Source organism: Lacinutrix sp. (assembly GCF_037625555.1).
Taxonomy (GTDB): domain Bacteria; phylum Bacteroidota; class Bacteroidia; order Flavobacteriales; family Flavobacteriaceae; genus Lacinutrix.
The window spans coordinates 1-20,249 of the sequence record NZ_JASJHV010000093.1 but is presented as its reverse complement, the minus strand read 5'-3'; the positions used below and the strand labels follow the sequence as shown (position 1 = coordinate 20,249).

The 20,249-nt window shown below is 31.8% G+C and carries 16 protein-coding genes; 5 read left to right on the top strand and 11 right to left on the bottom strand.

The features are described from left to right. Window positions 1-123: 123 nt before the first annotated feature. Entirely contained in the window at window positions 124-2,448 is a 2,325-nt protein-coding gene (locus tag QNK89_RS07880) for a T9SS type A sorting domain-containing protein (RefSeq protein WP_340170466.1), read from the bottom strand. A 188-nt stretch (window positions 2,449-2,636) separates the two neighbouring features. Between QNK89_RS07880 and QNK89_RS07875 the strand changes: the two genes are divergently transcribed. Together QNK89_RS07875 and acs are read left to right on the top strand one after the other, a co-directional pair. Further along, window positions 2,637-4,022, top strand: a complete 1,386-nt coding sequence (locus QNK89_RS07875) for an alanine/glycine:cation symporter family protein (RefSeq protein WP_340170465.1) — start codon at window positions 2,637-2,639, stop codon at window positions 4,020-4,022. After that, window positions 4,015-5,922: an acetate--CoA ligase gene (gene acs / locus QNK89_RS07870; protein ID WP_340170464.1), complete on the top strand. Its 1,908-nt coding sequence runs from the start codon at window positions 4,015-4,017 to the stop codon at window positions 5,920-5,922. The genes QNK89_RS07875 and acs overlap by 8 nt, the downstream gene beginning before the upstream one ends. Window positions 5,923-6,113: 191 nt before the next feature. Here the strand turns inward: acs and msrA are convergent, their stop codons facing one another. The 4 genes from msrA to QNK89_RS07850 form a co-directional block, all read right to left on the bottom strand. Continuing rightward, window positions 6,114-6,653 (bottom strand): peptide-methionine (S)-S-oxide reductase MsrA, encoded by a 540-nt coding sequence (msrA, locus tag QNK89_RS07865; protein WP_340170463.1) that lies wholly within the window; start codon window positions 6,651-6,653, stop codon window positions 6,114-6,116. After that, a complete protein-coding gene (gene msrB, locus QNK89_RS07860; protein WP_340170462.1) occupies window positions 6,643-7,104 on the bottom strand; it encodes a peptide-methionine (R)-S-oxide reductase MsrB in 462 nt (153 codons plus the stop codon). The genes msrA and msrB overlap by 11 nt, the downstream gene beginning before the upstream one ends. Before the next feature lie 277 nt (window positions 7,105-7,381). Further along, window positions 7,382-8,944 (bottom strand): YdiU family protein, encoded by a 1,563-nt coding sequence (locus QNK89_RS07855; protein ID WP_340170461.1) that lies wholly within the window; start codon window positions 8,942-8,944, stop codon window positions 7,382-7,384. Window positions 8,945-8,964: 20 nt separating this feature from the next. Then, window positions 8,965-9,798, bottom strand: a complete 834-nt coding sequence (locus QNK89_RS07850; RefSeq protein WP_340170460.1) for an alpha/beta hydrolase — start codon at window positions 9,796-9,798, stop codon at window positions 8,965-8,967. Between the two features lie 444 nt (window positions 9,799-10,242). On the opposite strand from QNK89_RS07850, the gene QNK89_RS07845 reads away from it, so the two are divergent. Further along, a complete protein-coding gene (locus QNK89_RS07845) occupies window positions 10,243-11,004 on the top strand; it encodes an NYN domain-containing protein (protein WP_340170484.1) in 762 nt (253 codons plus the stop codon). Window positions 11,005-11,021: 17 nt separating this feature from the next. Next, window positions 11,022-12,083 carry a proline iminopeptidase-family hydrolase gene (locus tag QNK89_RS07840; protein WP_340170459.1) on the top strand — a complete coding sequence of 354 codons (1,062 nt, stop codon included), beginning with the start codon at window positions 11,022-11,024 and terminating at the stop codon, window positions 12,081-12,083. A 65-nt stretch (window positions 12,084-12,148) separates the two neighbouring features. Here the strand turns inward: QNK89_RS07840 and QNK89_RS07835 are convergent, their stop codons facing one another. Then, complete coding sequence (locus QNK89_RS07835; RefSeq protein ID WP_340170458.1) at window positions 12,149-13,348, bottom strand: multidrug effflux MFS transporter; 1,200 nt, start codon at window positions 13,346-13,348, stop codon at window positions 12,149-12,151. 121 nt (window positions 13,349-13,469) lie between these two features. Between QNK89_RS07835 and QNK89_RS07830 the strand changes: the two genes are divergently transcribed. After that, window positions 13,470-15,236 carry an ABC transporter ATP-binding protein gene (locus QNK89_RS07830; protein ID WP_340170457.1) on the top strand — a complete coding sequence of 589 codons (1,767 nt, stop codon included), beginning with the start codon at window positions 13,470-13,472 and terminating at the stop codon, window positions 15,234-15,236. Here the strand turns inward: QNK89_RS07830 and QNK89_RS07825 are convergent. The 5 genes from QNK89_RS07825 to QNK89_RS07805 all read right to left on the bottom strand — a co-directional run. Then, window positions 15,233-15,736 (bottom strand): PrsW family glutamic-type intramembrane protease, encoded by a 504-nt coding sequence (locus tag QNK89_RS07825; protein WP_340170456.1) that lies wholly within the window; start codon window positions 15,734-15,736, stop codon window positions 15,233-15,235. The genes QNK89_RS07830 and QNK89_RS07825 overlap by 4 nt on opposite strands. 18 nt (window positions 15,737-15,754) lie before the next feature. Further along, entirely contained in the window at window positions 15,755-15,907 is a 153-nt protein-coding gene (locus QNK89_RS07820; protein WP_340170455.1) for a hypothetical protein, read from the bottom strand. 18 nt (window positions 15,908-15,925) lie between these two features. Then, complete coding sequence (locus QNK89_RS07815) at window positions 15,926-16,477, bottom strand: NUDIX domain-containing protein (protein WP_340170454.1); 552 nt, start codon at window positions 16,475-16,477, stop codon at window positions 15,926-15,928. Window positions 16,478-16,507: 30 nt separating this feature from the next. Beyond that, window positions 16,508-19,564 carry a DUF2723 domain-containing protein gene (locus tag QNK89_RS07810; RefSeq protein ID WP_340170453.1) on the bottom strand — a complete coding sequence of 1,019 codons (3,057 nt, stop codon included), beginning with the start codon at window positions 19,562-19,564 and terminating at the stop codon, window positions 16,508-16,510. A gap of 63 nt (window positions 19,565-19,627) precedes the next feature. Continuing rightward, window positions 19,628-20,249, bottom strand: a 622-nt coding sequence (locus tag QNK89_RS07805) for a hypothetical protein (RefSeq protein WP_340170452.1), incomplete at its 5' end; no start/stop codon positions are given.

Sequence of the window (20,249 nt, the reverse complement as noted above, 5' to 3'; positions counted from 1 at the left end):
AAGTTGAACTTTTAAAATAGTAATACTTAATTGCTTTTAAAGAAAATATAGAAAAGATTAACAAAAAAAGGATTCCAATTTGGAATCCTTTTTTTTCTTAAATTATATAACTTAATAAATATACTATTCAATAATTATACGCTTGTTTATTATTTGTCCTGCATTCTCAATGCTTAATATATAAACTGAACTGTCTAAGTTTCCAAACTGTAATGCTTTATTAAATACACCAGAGTTATTTTCGAAAGATTGTTTGTTTATTAAACGACCTCTTAAATCGTAAAGTTTAAAATTAACAGCATCATTGTTTTGTGTGTTAAACGAAACGTTGACTATACCTTGAGATGGATTTGGCCATAATGATAATGAACCAGCTAAACTGAATTCATCAACACTTAAAGAAGATGTTCCACAAATTTCAATAGAGAAATTTAAAAAAGTACCACCATCTAAAGAAGGATAACCATCTGTTGCAGTTAATACCCAATCACCAACAGTGTTTTCTCCATTAAAAGCAGATAATGGATTTGCAGGTTGAATAATTCCGCCAACAGCAGGAGCAGAAGTACTACAAACAACAGGTCCAGCTGCTTGGTCATCGTAAGTTACTGCAATATCATCTGTTCCATCATCACATGCACTATTTACTAACATAATAACCGATGTTCCGTTTGGAGACGTTAACATTAATTCCATATCTCCTGCCCAAATGTGAGTGATGTTTATAGTTGAATTTACATCTGTTATCGTTGAATCATCAGTAATATTAATAGTAGAAGTAATAACATGATCTGTTGTTCCAATACTTGGAATGTTAATATTATTCTCTGTAGAATTATAAGTGATACAAGCAATTGCTGCAGTTGTAAAATTTCTTGTAGAAGAATATGAAGAATCACCACAACTATTCGAAGATTTTACTCTCCAAAAATACTGTGTCATAAAAGTTAATTCAGGAGTGTTAAAACCAACACTAGTAAGAACATTAGAAGTGTAATTTTGAGTAAAAGCAGTATCAGTTGCCATTTCCAAAGTATAACTTGTAGCATTTGCAATTGGGCTCCAAGCTAAATTTACTTGTAGAGCTGTATCTGTAGCATCATTTGCAGGACTAACTAAAGCTGGTACTGTTGGCAAAGCGCCATCAACATTTAAATCGACAGTTAAAGAATTCGTTGTTATACCTGTTCCTGTAACTGTAATTGAATAATTTCCAGTTGCAAGACCCCCTAAGTTACCTAGTGTTAAAACAGTAGTGCCATCTGCACTTAAAGTTGATGGATTAAATGATTGTGTAGCACCTGCAGGTAAATTACTTGCTGAAAAAGTTGTTGGATCTGTATTACCACCAGTTGCAACATAGTTTAATGTATAAGTTACTGTATTTGTTGGATTACAAATGTTTTCCACAGCATTAGCAGCTGTTAAAGCAAAATCTGGAGCTGCAGAACATTGTACTACATTTGGCTTAAATGTAGACTGAATAGAAGTAACATAGGCTTCAGCAACGGTTGTTTGTCCTGCACTAAACATAAACATACAAGCATCGTTAGTATAATCCATATAACTTTGAAATAATTCTTGTTCTGCTGGATTACAAGCTGGCTGACTTCCTAAAGCAGGACAACCACCATTTGAATTCCCTTGGTTTGGTGTATCTGCAATACCATCATCTGTACCACAAGATCCAAATACGTGATCCAAGTTATAGAAGTGACCTAATTCGTGAGTTACTGTTCTACCTAAATCGTAAGGAGCGCCTGGAACAATACCAGAACTTGGACATCCAGCACCAGATCCAAAAGCACCTAAATTCATTGTTACAGAATCTCCGTTTGCTACACTACCTGGATATGGTGAAAAACCTAAAAGGCCTCCTCCAATATCTTTAACTAAAAAGTTCATGTATCCTCCCCAATTAGAATCTGTAGATGAGCCATTACCAAAATTGTAACCAATAGTAACTGCTGGTCCACCTTCTACCATATCAGGATCTAAACCTGTTGGATGGTTGGTTGTAGCAATGCAAAACAAAAAGTTTGCAGCACCAGTATTTACACCTGGATAATTTGATACAGCAGCAGTCCATTCAGAGATGTCCGCGTTTGTACCAGTAAAATCCTCATTTAAAATATCTATTTGATTTTGTGCTAATGCTTCTAAACAAGCTCTATCTGATTCCTGAGCTTCAGGGTAGTGAACTGCAACAGGAATAATAATTGGAACCATTTTATTTTCAGAAGTTCCATTTAGTTTTTTTTCTAATTGTGCTCTAAATTTTGCTTGAGTAATTTTATACTGCTTAGCATATTCAGGATTTTTCATTTGTTCTTGCATATATTCTACCATACCACAAGAGCGTTCTTGAGCTTGAATAGAAAAAACACACAAAACAAAAGCAATACAAAATAGTATAGATTTAATGTTTAAAGTAGTTTTTTGAGTCATAATAATGAGTTTTTCGAGTTAAAGAATTCTGAAAAGTATAAAAAATAATTATAAGATGTATTTATTATTTAGTTTATTTATTATCAGATACTTACTCGTTTGTTTGTGAGGCGGTTAAATTATTATTTAAATTGTTTATGCATTGCATATTAATTCCTTTTAATACATTTATAGAAAACAAAATCAATTTGCAGAAGCTAGACCATTTTATTGCAGAGTTTGCCTCATTTGTTTGGGGATTACCATTATTAATAATTTTAATTGGTGGAGGGCTTTTTTTACTAATTTATTCTAGGTTTTTACCGTTTATATATATTGGTCATGCCATTCAAGTATTGCGTGGTAAATATGATAATCCAGATGATCCTGGCGAAATAAGTCACTTTCAAGCATTATCTACTGCATTATCATCTACTATAGGCATGGGGAATATTGCAGGTGTTGCTTTGGCAATTTCTGTTGGTGGACCTGGTGCTATGTTTTGGATGTGGATTAGTGCAATCGTTGGTATGCCTACCAAATTTTTTACTTCTACACTTGCTGTTATGTTTAGAGGGAAAGATAGTGATGGAAAACTACAAGGTGGTCCAATGTATTTTATAGTAGAAGGTTTAGGTAAACATTGGAAATGGTTAGCCATTTTATTTACTGTTTTTGGGATGTTTGGTGCCTTGCCTGTGGTAAATGTTAACCAGTTAACACAAGCTATTAATGATATTATTTTAATACCAAATGGTGTTGACGTAGGTTTAAAAAGCAACTTAATTATAGCCTTTGTTTTAGTAGTTGTGACTTCTGTCGTTATTTTTGGAGGCTTAAATCGAATAAGTAAAACTGCTTCTAAATTAGTACCATCTATGGTAATCTTATACTTTGTATTAGTATTATACATACTACTTTCAAACTATCAGTTAGTGCCTAAATACTTTGTAATGATTTTTACAGATGCTTTTTCTGCAGACTTCTATAATGGAGACGCTTTTTTTGGAGGAGTACTAGGAGCATTAATATTATTAGGCATTCGTCGTGGAGCCTTTTCTAACGAAGCTGGTATTGGTACAGCACCAATGGCTCATGGCGCAGCAAAGACAAACGAACCTGTTCGTGAAGGTTTAGTAGCCATGTTAGGTCCTATTATAGACACGTTAATTGTATGTACATTAACAGCTTTGGCTATTTTAGTTACTGGTGTTTGGGAAACCACATCAGATAATGGAGTAAGTTTGACAGCTTCTGCTTTTAAAGCTACTATGCCAGATTTCGGACATTATTTATTAATGATATGTGTCTTTATTTTTAGTATTTCATCTTTATTTTCCTATTCTTATTATGGTTTAAAATGTTTATCTTTTTTAATTGGAGCAGACAAAAAGCATTATTATAATTATTTTTATATTTTTAGTATCATTTTAGCAGCTACAACTCCATTTGCAATGATGATAAATTTCATCGATGGCGTTTTTGCACTTATGGCAATTCCAACCATGATTGGAACACTTTTATTAGCACCAAAAGTGATTACAGAAATTAAAGCGTATATAAACAGATTACAAAACACCAAACACAATGAGTAATTACCACATAAAACATTTAGAAGAATATTTTCAAGTCTTTAGAAAATCTATTAGAGAACCTGAAGCTTTTTGGGAAGAAATAGCTGAAGAACATTTTTTATGGAGAAAAAAATGGGACAAAGTTTTAGAATGGGATTTCACTAAACCAGAAGTTAAGTGGTTTGAAGGAGCAAAACTTAATATTACAGAAAACTGTATCGATAGGCATTTAGCTACAAGGGGAGATAAAACCGCCATTCTTTTTGAGCCCAACAATCCAGATGAAGGAGCAGAACATATTACATATAATCAATTACATCAACGTGTTAACCAATTTGCAAATGTTTTAAAAGCACAAGGTGTAAAAAAAGGTGATCGTGTTTGTATTTATGTGCCAATGATTCCAGAATTGGCCATTTCAGTTTTAGCATGTGCAAGAATTGGAGCAATACATTCTGTAGTATTTGCAGGATTTTCAGCAAAAGCCTTAGCAACAAGAATTAACGATTGCGATTGTACAATGGTAATTACAGCAGATGGATCTTTCCGTGGCGCAAAAACAATAGATTTAAAAGGTATAGTTGACAAAGCATTAGAGAGTTGTGAAGGCGTAAATTCAGTGTTAGTAGCAAAGCGAATTAATTCAGATATAACAATGAAAGCTGGTAGAGATAAATGGTTGCAACCTTTATTAGATGCCGCTTCAAGCGATTGTCAAGCTGAAGTTATGGATGCAGAAGACCCATTATTTATTCTGTATACTTCAGGTTCAACAGGAAAGCCAAAAGGTATGGTGCATACAACAGCTGGTTATATGGTTTATACTGCATATACTTTTAAAAATGCATTTCAGTATAAAGAAAACGATGTATATTGGTGTACTGCAGATATAGGATGGATTACAGGACACTCTTATATAGTTTATGGTCCTTTGTGTAATGGAGCAACTACAGTTATGTTTGAAGGTGTGCCAAGTTATCCAGATTTTGGAAGATTTTGGGATATTGTAGAAAAACACAAAATTAATCAGTTTTACACGGCACCAACAGCAATTCGAGCATTAGCTAAGCAAGGTGTAGCATTAGTAGATAAATATGATTTATCTTCTTTAAAAGTATTAGGAAGTGTTGGTGAGCCCATTAACGAGGAAGCTTGGCATTGGTACAATGAAAACATAGGAAAGAAAAAAAGCCCAATTATAGATTCTTGGTGGCAAACCGAGACTGGAGGTATAATGATAACACCAATACCTTATGTTACACCTACAAAACCAACCTATGCAACTTTACCTTGTATAGGAGTTCAACCTTGTTTAATGGATGAAAAAGGTGAAGAACTAAAAGGAAAACAAGTGGAAGGGCGTTTGTGTATAAAATTCCCATGGCCAAGTATAGCACGTACCATTTGGGGAAACCACCAACGTTATAAAGACACTTATTTTTCAACATATAAAAACAAATATTTTACAGGTGATGGAGCGCTTAGAGACGAAGTTGGTTATTATAGAATAACAGGACGAGTAGACGATGTTATTATCGTTTCTGGTCATAATCTAGGAACAGCACCAATAGAAGATGCTATAAACGAGCATCAAGCAGTTGCAGAAAGTGCTATAGTAGGTTTTCCGCATGATATTAAAGGAAGTGCATTATATGGATATATAACACTAAAAGATTCGGGAGAAACAAGAAGTCACGATAATTTGCGTAAAGAAATCAATCTATTAATAACAGATAGAATAGGACCAATAGCTAAGCTAGATAAAATTCAATTTACTGAAGGTTTACCAAAAACAAGAAGTGGTAAGATTATGCGACGTATTTTGCGTAAAATAGCAGAAAAAGATACTAATAACCTAGGAGATATTAGTACACTATTAAACCCAGAATGTGTTCAAGATATAATAAATAATGCATTATAATGTAACATATTTACTTTATTGGCTCTTGTTTTTGTGTGTTTTGCATTGTAAATAGTTTCTTTTTTGTAATAGTACTGTCGTCTTACATAAAGTTTTATATAGACATAGCAATAGTATCGAGAAGTATTTATATATACTTCTCGATACTGTTTTTATTAAAAAATCACTAAAAGTGACAGTTTGTTATTTAATTAATTTAATTTGTCGGCATGGAGCCTTCTTAGCTTTGCTAATTTTGGATCTATTACAAAGGTGCAATAACCCATTCCTTGATTACTTCTATAAAAATCTTGATGTTCCTTTCCAGCTTCGTAAAAAGTATCTAAAGCACTTACTTCTGTAACTATAGCATTTTTGTAGTAAGGCGCAACTTCTTTAATAACAATTTCTGCAAGTTCCTGTTGTTTTTTATTATGATAAAAAATTACAGAACGGTATTGGGTACCTCTGTCTGCATCTTGTTGGTTTAAAGTTGTAGGATCATGAGTAGTCACAAAAATCACTAAAATGTCTTCGTAAGTAATCACATTAGAATCAAACGTAATTTGTATTACTTCAGCGTGTCCTGTTAACCCAGAAACAATTTCTCGATAGGTTGGATGTCCAGGAACGTTTCCACCAGAATAACCAGACACCACTTTTTTAACGCCTTTAACTTCTTGAAATACAGCTTCTGTACACCAAAAACAACCACCACCAATAGTCGCTAATTGTAAGTTTTTACTTATCATTAGTATGCTCCTTATTTAATTGCATAGAAGCAGAATTTATACAATAACGTAAACCACTAGGTTCAGGGCCGTCTGGAAAAATATGGCCTAAATGTGCATCGCAAGTGTTACACATTACCTCAACCCGAATCATGCCAAAAGCAGTGTCTTTTTCATACTTAATAGCATCTTCTTTAATAGGTTGTGTAAAACTTGGCCAACCAGTTCCAGAGCTAAACTTAATAGTAGAATCAAACAAAGGTGAATTACAACAAATACAATTATATTGTCCTTCGTCGTAAATACTACAAAGAGCTCCAGTATTTGGTGCTTCGGTTCCTTTAAGTCTTGTGATTCTAAACTGTTTTGGAGTTAATAAACCTTTCCATTCGTTCTCGGTTTTTTCTACTCTTTTATTTGGAGTAGGATTTCCTTTTACTGTGTAATTTATAATATGTTTCCAATTAAGCATAATAAAGTTCCTTTCTTTGTTAAATTAGTATATGCTTTAAAACTTGGTCGTAATTTTTAGTAAAGCCTTACATGTGTAAATATCTAAAAAATATGCTACATAAACAATGGTTTTTGGACATTACCTTTTGCTTAAAAAAGCAAAAGGTCGGGCTTTCACAAGTCGCTCTCTAAGAGGAGCTTCAACGATTGTTCTTTCTGCTACATTATAAAATACATCGACATAGTATTAAGCTCATGTTTTTAAATGTAGGTATACTATTTTATAAAGACAAATATTAAGAACTACAAGATAACATAGAACAGCCTACTTTATGTCTTGCCCAATCTGGACGTTTAGCAAACCATTTTTCATTTTTTGGTTGCTCATCATATGGTTTTTTTAATAAATTAAATAGTGTATCAATTAATTTATAATCACCTTTATTAGCATCGTCAATTGCCAATTGTGCCATATAATTTCGAAGTACATATTTAGGGTTTACTGCATTCATTTTAAGTTGTCGTTCTTCAAAAGCGAGTGTTTCTTTTTTTAAGCGTTTTGTGTAACTATTAAACCAGGAGTTCCATTGTTGTACTATGTCATCGGTCACTTCATCTATTTTGTAGAAAGCATCTTTAATAATTGTAAGGCCTTCAGTGGCATCAGAAATAGAAAAAACACTTAATTTCCTAAAAAAAATAGTCATATCAGTTTCAGTTAACTGTAAAATTTTTTCTAAAGAAATAATGAAATCAACATCACTACTTTCTTCAGTATGTAAACCCAATTTGCTTCGCATCATTACTATATATTGAAATTTTGCATTTTTATGATAAGCGTTCAAACTACTTTGAAGCCCTTCAGTATCTTCAATTAAAGGATATAAAGTATTTGCTAATTGGTACAAATTCCAATGTCCAATATCTAATTGTGCACCAAAACGGTAGCGTTTATGCTCTCTATCTGTTGTGTTTGGTGTCCAATCATTATCGTAGCCTTCTAACCAACCGTAAGGACCATAATCTATAGTAAGACCTAAAATAGAAAGGTTGTCTGTGTTCATCACACCATGAACAAAACCAACACGTTGCCAATGTATAATTAGTTCCAAAGTGCGTTCTAAAACCGTATTAAAAAACTCTAAATAAGTAGCTTTTGATGGCGTTCCTAAATGCGAAAAATGATGTTTTATAGTATAATCTACTAGCATTTTTAAAGTCTTCTTATCTTTTCTTGCTGCAAATATTTGGTAACTACCAAAGCGTAAAAAGCTTGGTGCTACACGACTAACAATTGCACCTTTTTCGTAAGCCGAATTACCATTATAGAACATATCTCTTAATACATTATCACCAGATAGAACTAGGGATAAAGCTCTTGTAGTTGGCACACCAAGATAATGCAAGGCTTCGCTACATAAATACTCTCGTACTGAGGATCGTAATACAGCTAAACCATCTGCAGTTCGAGAATAAGGTGTTGGTCCAGCGCCTTTTAATTGTAATGCCCAATCTGTATTATTATGTTCTACTTCTGCTAAATTAATAGCACGTCCGTCTCCTAATTGTCCTGCCCAATGCCCAAATTGATGTCCGCCATAACACATAGCGTAAGGTTTTGTATTAGCTAAAACTGTATTACCTGTAAATACGTTTAGAAAGTCTTCACTTTTAGCATCAGCCTCAGTTAAGCCTAAATTAGTAAGCATTTCTGGAGAGACATGTATTAGTTCTGGATTTTCAGTTTGTTTTGGTTTAACAAAAGAAAAACAAGCTTCTTTAACCTGTCTCCTTGAATTTTCAAGAATAGGATCTGCTGGTAATTCTGTATTAAATTTATTTTTTATATTTAATTGCATAGTTCTGTTAATTTTAAAACCTATTTGTTTTCATTCATAAACGCTATTATTTCGTCGTATCTTTTAGTCCAAGGATAAATGTAATGAGACATCATTGGGACATGTTTTTTATTTAAAAAAATCTGTTTTATATTAGGTTGAAAAGGTTCGAGTACTTTAACAAATGATGCACTATGTTTAATAATTGAAGGATATGTTTTATTACCAACATACACTAAAAAGGGAGGTGTAGTTTCATCTACAAAATAAATTGGAGATGCATCTTTCCAGTTTTCAGGATTTTTAGTCCAAGTCACATCATAATGGTATGCGCTAGTTGGCTGGTTTTTATCTAAGTAACTTTTCATATCTAATGCCGCAGCATCATTTAAAATAACACCTTTTACTACACTTTTGTTTTTTAAATATTTAGGATTTGTAGTTATTAAAGCAATTAAATGTCCGCCTGCACTATGTCCCATTAAATATATTTGCTCTGGATCGCCTTTATACTGTTCTATATTATTGCGAGTCCATTGTACAGCTTGCCCAATTTCTTTTGCCATCTCGTCATAACTAGCATTTGGACTTAAAGTGTAACCAGGAATTACTGTAACCACATCTTTTTTAGCAAAATTCCTACCTAAAAATCCGTAGCTTTTTTTATCGCCTTCGCTCCAATAACCACCATGAACAAAAATGACTACAGGATTTTTATCTGTTTCTGTATTTCTAGGCTTAAAAACGTTTAATGTGGGTTGTATTTGAGCTTTGCCTTCTACTTTTGTTAAATACGGAACGTCTTTTATTTTACGAGAAGCACAATTAAAAAATATTAGACAAATTATGGTAATATAGGATAGTTTTGAAGGCATTTCTTTTTAATGCTAAGTTAAGAATAACTACAATACATTTAGATAGGGATTTGTAAAGGTTTAAAATTTGTCTTTAAATTTTAAAAGTGTAATGCTTTGCTTTAACTCAATTAGCTATAACGATAAACTATTGCAATTATTTAAAATTAATACTTGAGTTTGTGTCCTAAGAATTTTAACTAATTAAAAAAGGATTATATTTATACTATTAATATTAAGTATTAAAAAATAAAATTATGGCAAAGTCTCAAGATTCAAGAAAAAATGTAAAAAAAGAAGCAACTTTATCTACTAAAGAGAAAAGGGCTGCTAAACAGGCTAAAAAAGCAAGTAGAAAGTAATTTACTAATTATAAAATTTAAAACCCACTCCATTTTGAGTGGTTTTTTTGTTAAAAATCCACTAAATTTAAAGGATTAAAACAAATAAAACAATCATACAGTGATAGATATAAAATTAGCAGTACTTATAGATGGTGATAATATACCATCTGCACATGTAAAAGAAATGATGGAGGAAATTGCCAAGTATGGTAACCCAACAATAAAACGTATTTATGGTGATTGGACCAAGCCACACTTAAATAAATGGAAAGCATTATTATTAGAAAATGCCATTACACCTATACAGCAATATGCTTATACCTTAGGTAAAAATGCAACAGATTCTGCAATGATTATAGATGCTATGGATATTTTATATTCTGAAAAAGTAGATGGTTTTTGCTTAGTCTCTAGCGACAGTGATTTTACACGTTTGGCAACGCGCTTACGAGAAGCTGGAATGCAAGTTTATGGGATAGGAGAGAAGAAAACACCAAATCCGTTTATTGTGGCATGCGATAAGTTTATTTATATAGAAATACTTAGAAATCAAGCAGAAGAAAGTGATTCTGGGTCTTTAGAGAAAGCGACCATTAAACCTAGTAAGTACGATAAAATTACACAAAAGGACATTAAGTTTATAGCCTCTACTATAGATGACCTTTCAGACGATGATGGTTGGGCTTTTTTAGGAGATGTTGGTAGTTTAATGCAAAAAAAACAACCTAATTTTGATTCTAGAAATTATGGTTTTCAAAAATTAACACCTTTAATTAATTCTATTACTAAATTCGAAATTGAAAGACGTGAAGATAACAAAGGACGCACGAAACTGGTTTATGTAAAAATAAAAGAGAAAAAATCTAGAGGCCGAAAAAAATAATCAAACCCTTAATTATCATGAAAATAAAATTATTAATCAGTTGTTTATGTATAGTTTTGTGTTTCAGTTGTAAAACAGAAACTTCAGAAGTTGTTATTTCTAAAGAAAACATTTCAGCTGAAAACTATCTAAAACCAAAAGAGCAAGATCAATTTTTAGGTGGCATAAAAATGATTCCTATTACAACACCAAAAGGCACTTTTAAAGTTTGGACAAAACGTGTTGGTAATAATCCTACAATGAAAGTCTTATTGTTACATGGTGGACCAGGAATGACACATGAAATTTATGAATGTTTCGATGGGTACTTTCCGCAGGAAAACATAGAATATTATTATTACGATCAATTGGGTTCCTATTACAGCGACCAGCCAAAAGATTTAAGCCTTTGGGATTTAGATCGTTTTGTAGAAGAAGTAGAGCAAGTACGTGTAGCTTTAAATTTAAATAAAGATAATTTCTATCTCTACGGACAAAGTTGGGGAGGTATTTTGGGTATGCAATATGCTTTAAAATACCAAGAGCATTTAAAGGGTTTAATAATCTCGAATATGGTAGCTTCTATACCAGAATATCAAGAGTACAGCGATACTGTTTTAGCGCCAAAAATGAATCCTGAAGTTTTAAAAGAAATTATGGCTTTTGAAGATGCAGAAGATTATAGTAACCCTAGATACATTGAGTTAATAGTAAATAACTACTATACTGAACATGTAATTAGAATGCCTATTGAAGACTGGCCGGAACCTATAAACAGGAGTTTTAAACATGTAAATCCAGACGTATATATTACTATGCAAGGACCAAGTGAGTTTGGTATTAAAGGCGATGCAATTCTTAAAAATTGGGATGTAAAAGACAGATTAAAAGAAATTACAGTGCCAACTTTAACTATTGGAGCAACTTATGATACTATGGATCCAAAACATATGGAATGGATTAGTACAGAGGTTAAAAATGGAGATTTTTTGTTGTGTCCTAATGGTAGTCATTTATCTCAATTTGACGACCAGAAAGTGTTTTTTAAAGGCTTAATTAGTTTTATTAAAAGTGTAGATGATGGCAGTTTTAATCAATAAAATCATTTTTAGGACTATCAATTCAACTGCTGAAAATAACAAAAACTTTAAACAGCTTAATTAACTTAAAGTGCTTTACGTAAACGTTTCATATAAATAAAAATAACAAACGATAAAGAGCCGAAAACGGTAAAGCCAATAAATAGAGGTAGAGCAGTAGTGGTTACAAAACCACCAATATAATTAGCAATGGGTACTGCCATCATTGTAGAAACAAAACCAGTAATTGCTGCACCTATTCCAGCAATATGTCCAATAGGCTCCATCGTTATGGCTCTTACATTACCAAAAATGAAGCCGATAGTAAAAAACTGAATGGCCATAAAAACAAGTAGTATTGGTAATGTAGGATTATCAGTATTCCAAAATAGCAAAACATATATTAGCGCATTTAAACTAAAAACGGTTATGGCTAAAAAGGATAGTTTCCACATCCCTAAACGCATTACTAAATTACCATTTAAAAAAGTAGCCAAGCCAACACCTATAGCTAAACCTGCAAAAACATAAGGAAACTCATCTACCAAACCATATTGAATTTCAAAAATGGTTTGTGCTGCACTTAAATAGACAATAAATGCACCTGATATAAAACCTGAAACTAGTGTAAACCCAAGAGGTATTTTATGTTTTAAAAGCTCTTTTAAGCCATCAATAAAAACGTGTTTATTAAACTTAATTTTATATTCAGGTTTTAAGGTTTCTGGTTGTCTTTTCCAAAACCAAACACATACAATAATAGCAATTATTAATTGCGCATAAAAGATACCTTTCCAATCGTAATGATTTAAAATAAATTTTCCCATTACAGGTGCAACAACAGGAACAATAATAAAAATAGTAGTTATAAAAGACATAATTTTTGCCATAAAATCTCCTTTATAAGTGTCTCTAATAATAGTAATAGCTATAGTTCTTGCAGCAGCTAAACCAATACCTTGAAGTACACGACCAAAAATCATCCATTCAATAGAAGGTGAAAGCACACAAATAATACTAGCAATAATAAATATTAAAAACCCAATATAAACTATTGGTTTTCTTCCAAAACTATCAGACAGTGGTCCAAACACAAGTTGTCCAACACCTAATCCCAAGAAAATCATGGTAATTAGTAGTTTGTTATCGTTAGAATTAACGCTGTTAAGCTCTGCGCTAATTGTAGAAATAGCAGGTAATAATGCATCAATAGCTAAGGCTACAATTGCCATTAGCGATGCCATTAAAACTACAAATTCTATTTTAACAGGTTGGTTTTCTTTCATCGTGCAAAAATACACTAAAAGTTAAGAGCATTCTTCTTCTATTTTGAATTAACAAAACATTAATTTTATAGTTGAAATGAATCCTAATTTCAGACGTATCTTTGTAAAACAAAATTGAAGCATGCAGCATTTAAAAGAACCTTCTAAAGACAAGAAGAAACCAAAAGTCACCTTAAAACAAGCGTTTAAAACCATTATTTGGCCAAGACGTAAACTTGTTTTCTTAGGCTTGATATTAATTATCATTCGAAGTTTAGCAGGTTTCGTTTTACCACTACAAAGTAAAGTGTTATTAGATGAGGTTGTACCTGGAAAAGATTACAGTCAATTATACACATTAATAGCCATTGTTGTTACTGCCATTTTAGTACAAGCTATCACTTCTTTTTTATTGACTAAAGTCCTTAGTATTCAAGCACAATATTTAATAAGTGAATTGCGTGCGCAAGTGCAAAAAAAAATATTGTCTTTGCCTATTAGTTTTTTTGATAATACAAAGTCTGGAGCCTTAGTGTCAAGAATCATGAGCGATGTAGATGGGGTTAAAAACTTAATTGGTACAGGATTGGTACAATTAGTTGGTGGTTCATTTACAGCCATAATAAGCTTAGTTTATTTATTAGATATTAATATTTGGATGACAGTTTATACATTTGTACCATTATCAATTTTTGGAATTATTGCCTTAAAATCATTCAAATACATTCGCCCTATTTTTAGAGCAAGAGGAAAAATTAATGCAGAAGTAAAAGGACGTTTAACCGAAACATTAGCTGGTGTTCGCGTCATTAAAGCTTTTAATGCTGAAGATCAGGAGTCTAAGGTTTTTGAAAAAGGTGTGAATGATATTTTTATCAACGTAAAAAAGAGTTTAACAGCAACTGCTATAATGACGAGTTCTTCAACTTTTTTAATTGGTTTAGCTTCTGCAGGAATTTTTGGAATTGGTGGTCACTATATGATGCAAGGCGAAATAACACAAGGGCAATTTTTGCAGTTTATGTTTCTATTAGCGTTTATGGTTGCTCCAATTATTCAAATGAGTAACATTGGAAGTCAGTTAACCGAAGCTTTAGCAGGTTTAGATAGAACTGAAGAGCTTATGAATATGGCTGCCGAAGAAGATGACGAAAACCGAACTGTTGAGCTTGAAAACTTTAAAGGAGAAATTGAATTTAATAATGTGTCTTTTGAATATGAAGAAGGCAAATCTGTATTACATAATATAGATTTTAAAGCAGCTGCTGGTTCTGTAATTGCTTTAGTTGGTAGCTCTGGTTCAGGAAAATCGACTATTGCTGGATTATCTGCTACGTTTTTAAATCCTAAATCTGGACAAATTACTATAGATGGAAAAGACTTATCTAAAGTAAAACTAAAAAGCTTTAGAAAACATTTAGGAGTTGTATTGCAAGATGAATTTTTGTTTGAAGGTTCCATTCGTGAAAACATACTATTTCCAAGACCAAACGCTACAGAAGCACAATTACAAGCAGCAGTAAAAGCAGCTTATGTTAATGAGTTTACAGACCGTTTTGATGAAGGTTTAGAGACTTTAATTGGTGAAAGAGGAGTGAAGCTCTCTGGAGGACAAAGACAGCGTATTACTATTGCAAGAGCAATTTTAGCAGATCCTAAAATTATTATTTTAGATGAAGCAACTTCGAATTTAGATACAGAAAGCGAAGCATTAATTCAGAAGAGTTTAGCAGAGTTAACTAAAAACAGAACCACAATAGTTATTGCACATAGATTAAGTACTATTCGTAGAGCAGACCAAATTTTGGTAATAGAAGCTGGTAAAATTGCTGAGCGTGGAAACCATGATGAGTTGATAGCTTCACAAGGAAGGTATTACGATTTATATACGTATCAAGCTAAGATTTAATCTTTAAAATGAGAAGCTACTTGGTGTCTTTTTATTGCTTTTCGTGAGAGTATAATGCCAATAATAAGTGATACAAAAGCACCAACCCAAATACCAGGAATAAAATCGATGAATAAGAAGAAATCGTAAGCGCCATGGAACAGAATTGCTAAACCTAATCCTGTAAGATTAAGTAATATTCTTTTGTCTGAGAATTTTGATTTTCCCATAAAATACCCCATTAGTATTCCAAAAGTAGCATGTGCTGGAATAGCTGTAAAGGCACTTAATAAAGCAGTTGTTGGACCACTCTCCATAACGTAGAATATGTTTTCTGTTGCTGCAAAACCCATAGAAACCATAACTGCATAGACAATGCCATCAAAAGGCTCGTTGAACTCTTTTAGCCTTTGTGCAAATAATAAAACAATAAGATATTTGCTTAACTCCTCAGTAAAACCAACAACAAAAAAGGCTTGAACAAATTGTTGTAGTACGCTTAAACTGTTGGTTAAAGGCAAGGCGAAATCAAATAAGCCTTATAGAATTGTGGTAATAATAATACTTACAATTGCACCAAGTAAAAAAGAAATAATTAAGAGTCGTTTAGGTTCTTTCTCATATTTATCTTTTAAATAAATGTAAAAAATAACAACTGCAACAGGAGCAAGTGCGTATAAAATTAGTTCCATGAAACGAATTTAGAAAAATTAAAGTGTTTTTTGAATACTATCAAGTACAAACTCATAATACTTTCTGTTACTTGCTACAAAATGTCCATTAGTTTCTGAATTCTTTAAAAGTTGTTTAAAAACCTCAGTTGAAACCAATTTTAATGCTTCAACTTCTTCTTTTTGAGGTGTTAATTTATTGATGTCTACTTTCAATTCAGCTATAAAAGTATGATGGAATTCATTATCAATAATTCCGTTTGGATAGGTTGTAAAACACTCAAAAATACCGATTTTATTAAGTTCATCTTCAGAAATAGTTAAACCAATTTCTTCCTCAATTTCTCTAACTGCTCCAGATTCTAAAATTTCACCAGCATCTACATGTCCAGCAACACTAACATCCCAAAGTAATGGGCAAATTACTTTTGAAGCTGCACGTTGTTGTAGCAATATTTCACCTTTATTAGTATAAAACCAAATGTGTGCTGTGTTGTGGTAATGGCCTTTTACATGAATCTCACTTTTTAAAGCAGATTTCCCAGTTGGTTTTCCAGTTTTAGTAACAATATCTATGTATTCTTCTTTCATATTGAAAATAAAAATATAATACTATCTAGTTTAGTAAGGCCAGTTTACTTTTTTCCAGTTTATAAAACCAGGCTCAAAATTAATATATTGTTGCTCGTAGATTTTTAAAGTAGTCTTGTCTCCTGGAAACTGCTTCATCATTTGTAAGTATATGTTTTTTAGCTTTTCGGCATGTCTTACATTTATAGTTGGATGTGGTGGGTTATAAGATGTCATCCATTGTAGTTCCCCCCAAATATTATCCATTGCAGTTGCACATATTTCTGAACCTTTTTTATGCAAGCCAGCTCTAAAATAGAGTTTACCTAAAGCATAGGCATATTGTTTATAGGCTATGGTTTTATTAGGAAAGAGATAAAAAGATTTGTCTAAAACTTTAATTGCTTGCTCTGTTTTTCCTTCTTCTAATAATGCTTGAGCGAGAAAATAATAATTGCGTCTTAATATATCTTGGACGTAGGCTCTGTTTTCGTAAGTTAAAAACTTTGTGTCATCATTTAAGCCTTCAAATTTTAGGGTATTCATTACATAAGGATACATTGCTTTTGTATTTACAATTTTTGGATTTACTGAAGCATCTTTTCTTTGAATTGGAGACAACTCTTCGACCATTCCATTTTGAACGAAGTAATTTTTTAATCCTAAATAATGCCCGCTTTTTCCATTAATGGCAAAACAAATTGGTCTGTTATGTATATTGTTTGTAATTACATTTAATAAAACAATTTCGTTTAAGCCATAGAATTTTTTAGGGTAACTCCAATTAATTTCATTAAAGTAAGCCGCATTTAGTTCTTTGGCATTCAAGCCTTTCTTTTTTATTTTTATGGTGTCTATTGGAATTGCAAATTTTGTAGAAGGTATATAATGTTTTAATCTTCCATTCCAGTTAATTCGAGTGGTACTGTCTTTAAAAAATTCGAATAAAACAGGTAGGAGTGCAGCTTCTTTTATTTCTTCATTTAACGGAATTAACTTATCTACGCCATTATTATAAAAATCCTTTTTTAAATTAAAGCTTATAGGATTAGATGTGCCTATTTTTTGTTTTAGTTTTTCTATATGTGTATCTAAACTCATTTGATCAAAATTTAGAACTCTAACATCTGTTCTATAGTTTTCGACTTCTTGTAAATACCATATTGGAAACGTCATATTATCACCATTTGTAATAAGTATGGTTTGTTGTGGGCAAGCATCTAAATATGCTTTTGCAAAATCATAAGCAAAAGTATCATCACTACGTTGGTGACTATTCCATCCTTTTGCTAATAGCTGAACAGGAGAACCAATAAAGACTAGTATAGAAATAATAATTAGTCTTGTTTTGCTTGATGATATAAACCTAAAGGCTTTGAGAATTGGAATAATAGATAAGCCTACCCAAAGTGAAAAAATAACAAAAGAGCCAATAAAAATATAATCGCGTTCTCTAACTAAAATACTAGATGGTACTGGATTAATGTATAAGGTTATTCCTAAGCCAAAGGCTAAAAACAGAAAGAGTGTAGTTAAAAAGTATTGTTTGTATTTTAGTAATGAGAATAAGCCTAAAAGCCCTAAAATAAAAGGAATAAAGTAATAAGCGTTTCGGCTTTTATCGTTTTTATAACGTTCTGGCATTATAGAAAAATCTCCAACTCTAGATTTGTCTATACTATTTATTCCGCTAATCCAATTACCATCTTTTATATAACCTAAACCTTGATTATTGTTTTGTCTTCCAATAAAGTTCCAATATAAATAGCGTAGGTAAAGCCATGAAACTTGGTAGTCCATAAAAAAACTAAGACTCTCTTTATAAGTTGGCTTATAAATGGTTTTATTTTCACCTTTTACTGGGTAATTAATTGGATCTCCTGTTATGGTTGTCCAAGACTTGTAGTTTGCTTCATTTCCAGCATCAAAAAGTCTTGGAAAATACATTGAGAACTCACTTGCATAGTTAACATTGTAATAATCACCATTGTCTATTGTAAGATATTGTTGCGTATTCGCATCATAAGTTATAATCGGTTTTCCTTTTGTAAAAGGCGTGTCTTTATCTAAAGGTGCATTGTAGGCATATCCTTTAAAAAGTGGGATGTTGCCAATTCCAAATTGATCTCCTTTTATGTACTGTAACATTCTATTACTTGTACTTACTCCATTTGCAATTTGTGTATTTGCGTTTGCTCTTTGTAAAGGCATTATATAGGCACTAAATCCAATTAAAAAAAAGAGACAAGCTAAAGTAATGTAGTGTAAGTTAAATTTTTGTTTTTTATGAGTAAACCAAAGTAAAACCGAAAAGAATGTACTTAGCAAGCATACCATAATTATTGCACCAGTGTTTACACTTAGTTTAAAAGAATTTACTGCCCAAACATCTAGAACAGTAGTTAGTTTTATAATACCTTGAATAGCGAAAAAGTATATGCCAAAAAATAAGAGGCACCCAATAATTAGAGAAACCACAATATTCTTTATACTTAATCCATATTTTTTATGTGTAAATAACAGTGATAATGGTATAATAATAGAAATGGTTATTAAATGGACTCCAGATGCTATTCCTAATAGTAATGCAAATAATAAAATTAGTTTTGTCTCTTGTTTTTTATTTGAAGCGTTTTCCCACTTTAGCATTACATAAACCATTATTATCATTAATGCAAATGACAGTGTGTAGACTTCTGCTTCTGTTGCAGCAACCCAAAAACTATTTGAAAAAGCCAATGTTAGTGCGCTTGTAATACCAGTAAAAAATGGTAAGTATTTAACTTCGAATTTAGATTTGCTTACTTGTATTTTAGTAGTAATATAGTATGTTGTTTTAAATAAAAAGGTAACAGCTAGCGCTCCAAAAAAAGAAGAGATTAAACAGGAAATAAAAGCAGCTTTCGTAGCTGGAAAAAATTGCAAAACAACACTAGAAAGCATGGTGTAAAATGGAGAACCTGGTGGATGCGTGGCTTGTAAATTGTAGCTACTTGTTATAAATTCTGGACTATCCCAAAAAGTAATATTACTTGGTGCAGAAATTGCATAAACAATAAATGCAATTGCAAAAAGAATAAAGCTTACAATTCTTTCAACTTTAATCATATTAATAGCGCTATTTTTTTTGATTTCCCACAAGATAGTAGAAATATGAATTTTAAATATAAATTAATCTAATAAATTATAAATTTCATTACTAGCAAGTAATAAGGCTCCAGTAATACCAATATTCCATTCAGAGTTTCTATATTTTTTATCTAGTAGGTGTTTTGTTAAAAGTTGCCAGGATTTAATTGTTTTTTCTTTGTGATCTATTATAATAATACCATCATTAATTCCTTTAGCAATTGTATAAACAGAAAGCGCATTCGTGTATATCTGGCTAAAATCTTTATACTCTCTTTTTTCTTTTAAAACTTGATCTGCATGTTTTAGATATAATTGGTTAAGTTTTTTTTTCTCTATATTATCATCTTCATTAATTAAAGTTAAGAGCTTAGATAGCGTGACTACTTTAATTTCTGCATTAATTTTTTCTAAATCTTCAGTTCCTAATGCGTTTAGTCTACTTAATACCGTACGATCGTCTCCTAAGTTAAAATGCCAAATAAGGTTTTCTAACGATAGTGCTTCAGACTCTACTTCTTCTTCATATTGATAGATGTTTAGTAATTCATTTTTGTAACGATCTTCTTTTGAAATATCATAAAATGCATTTATGCCTTCGAAAAGCATACCATACTTATGGTCTGCCTTTTCTATGTTAGCTAAAGGTTTCTCTAATTGCCAA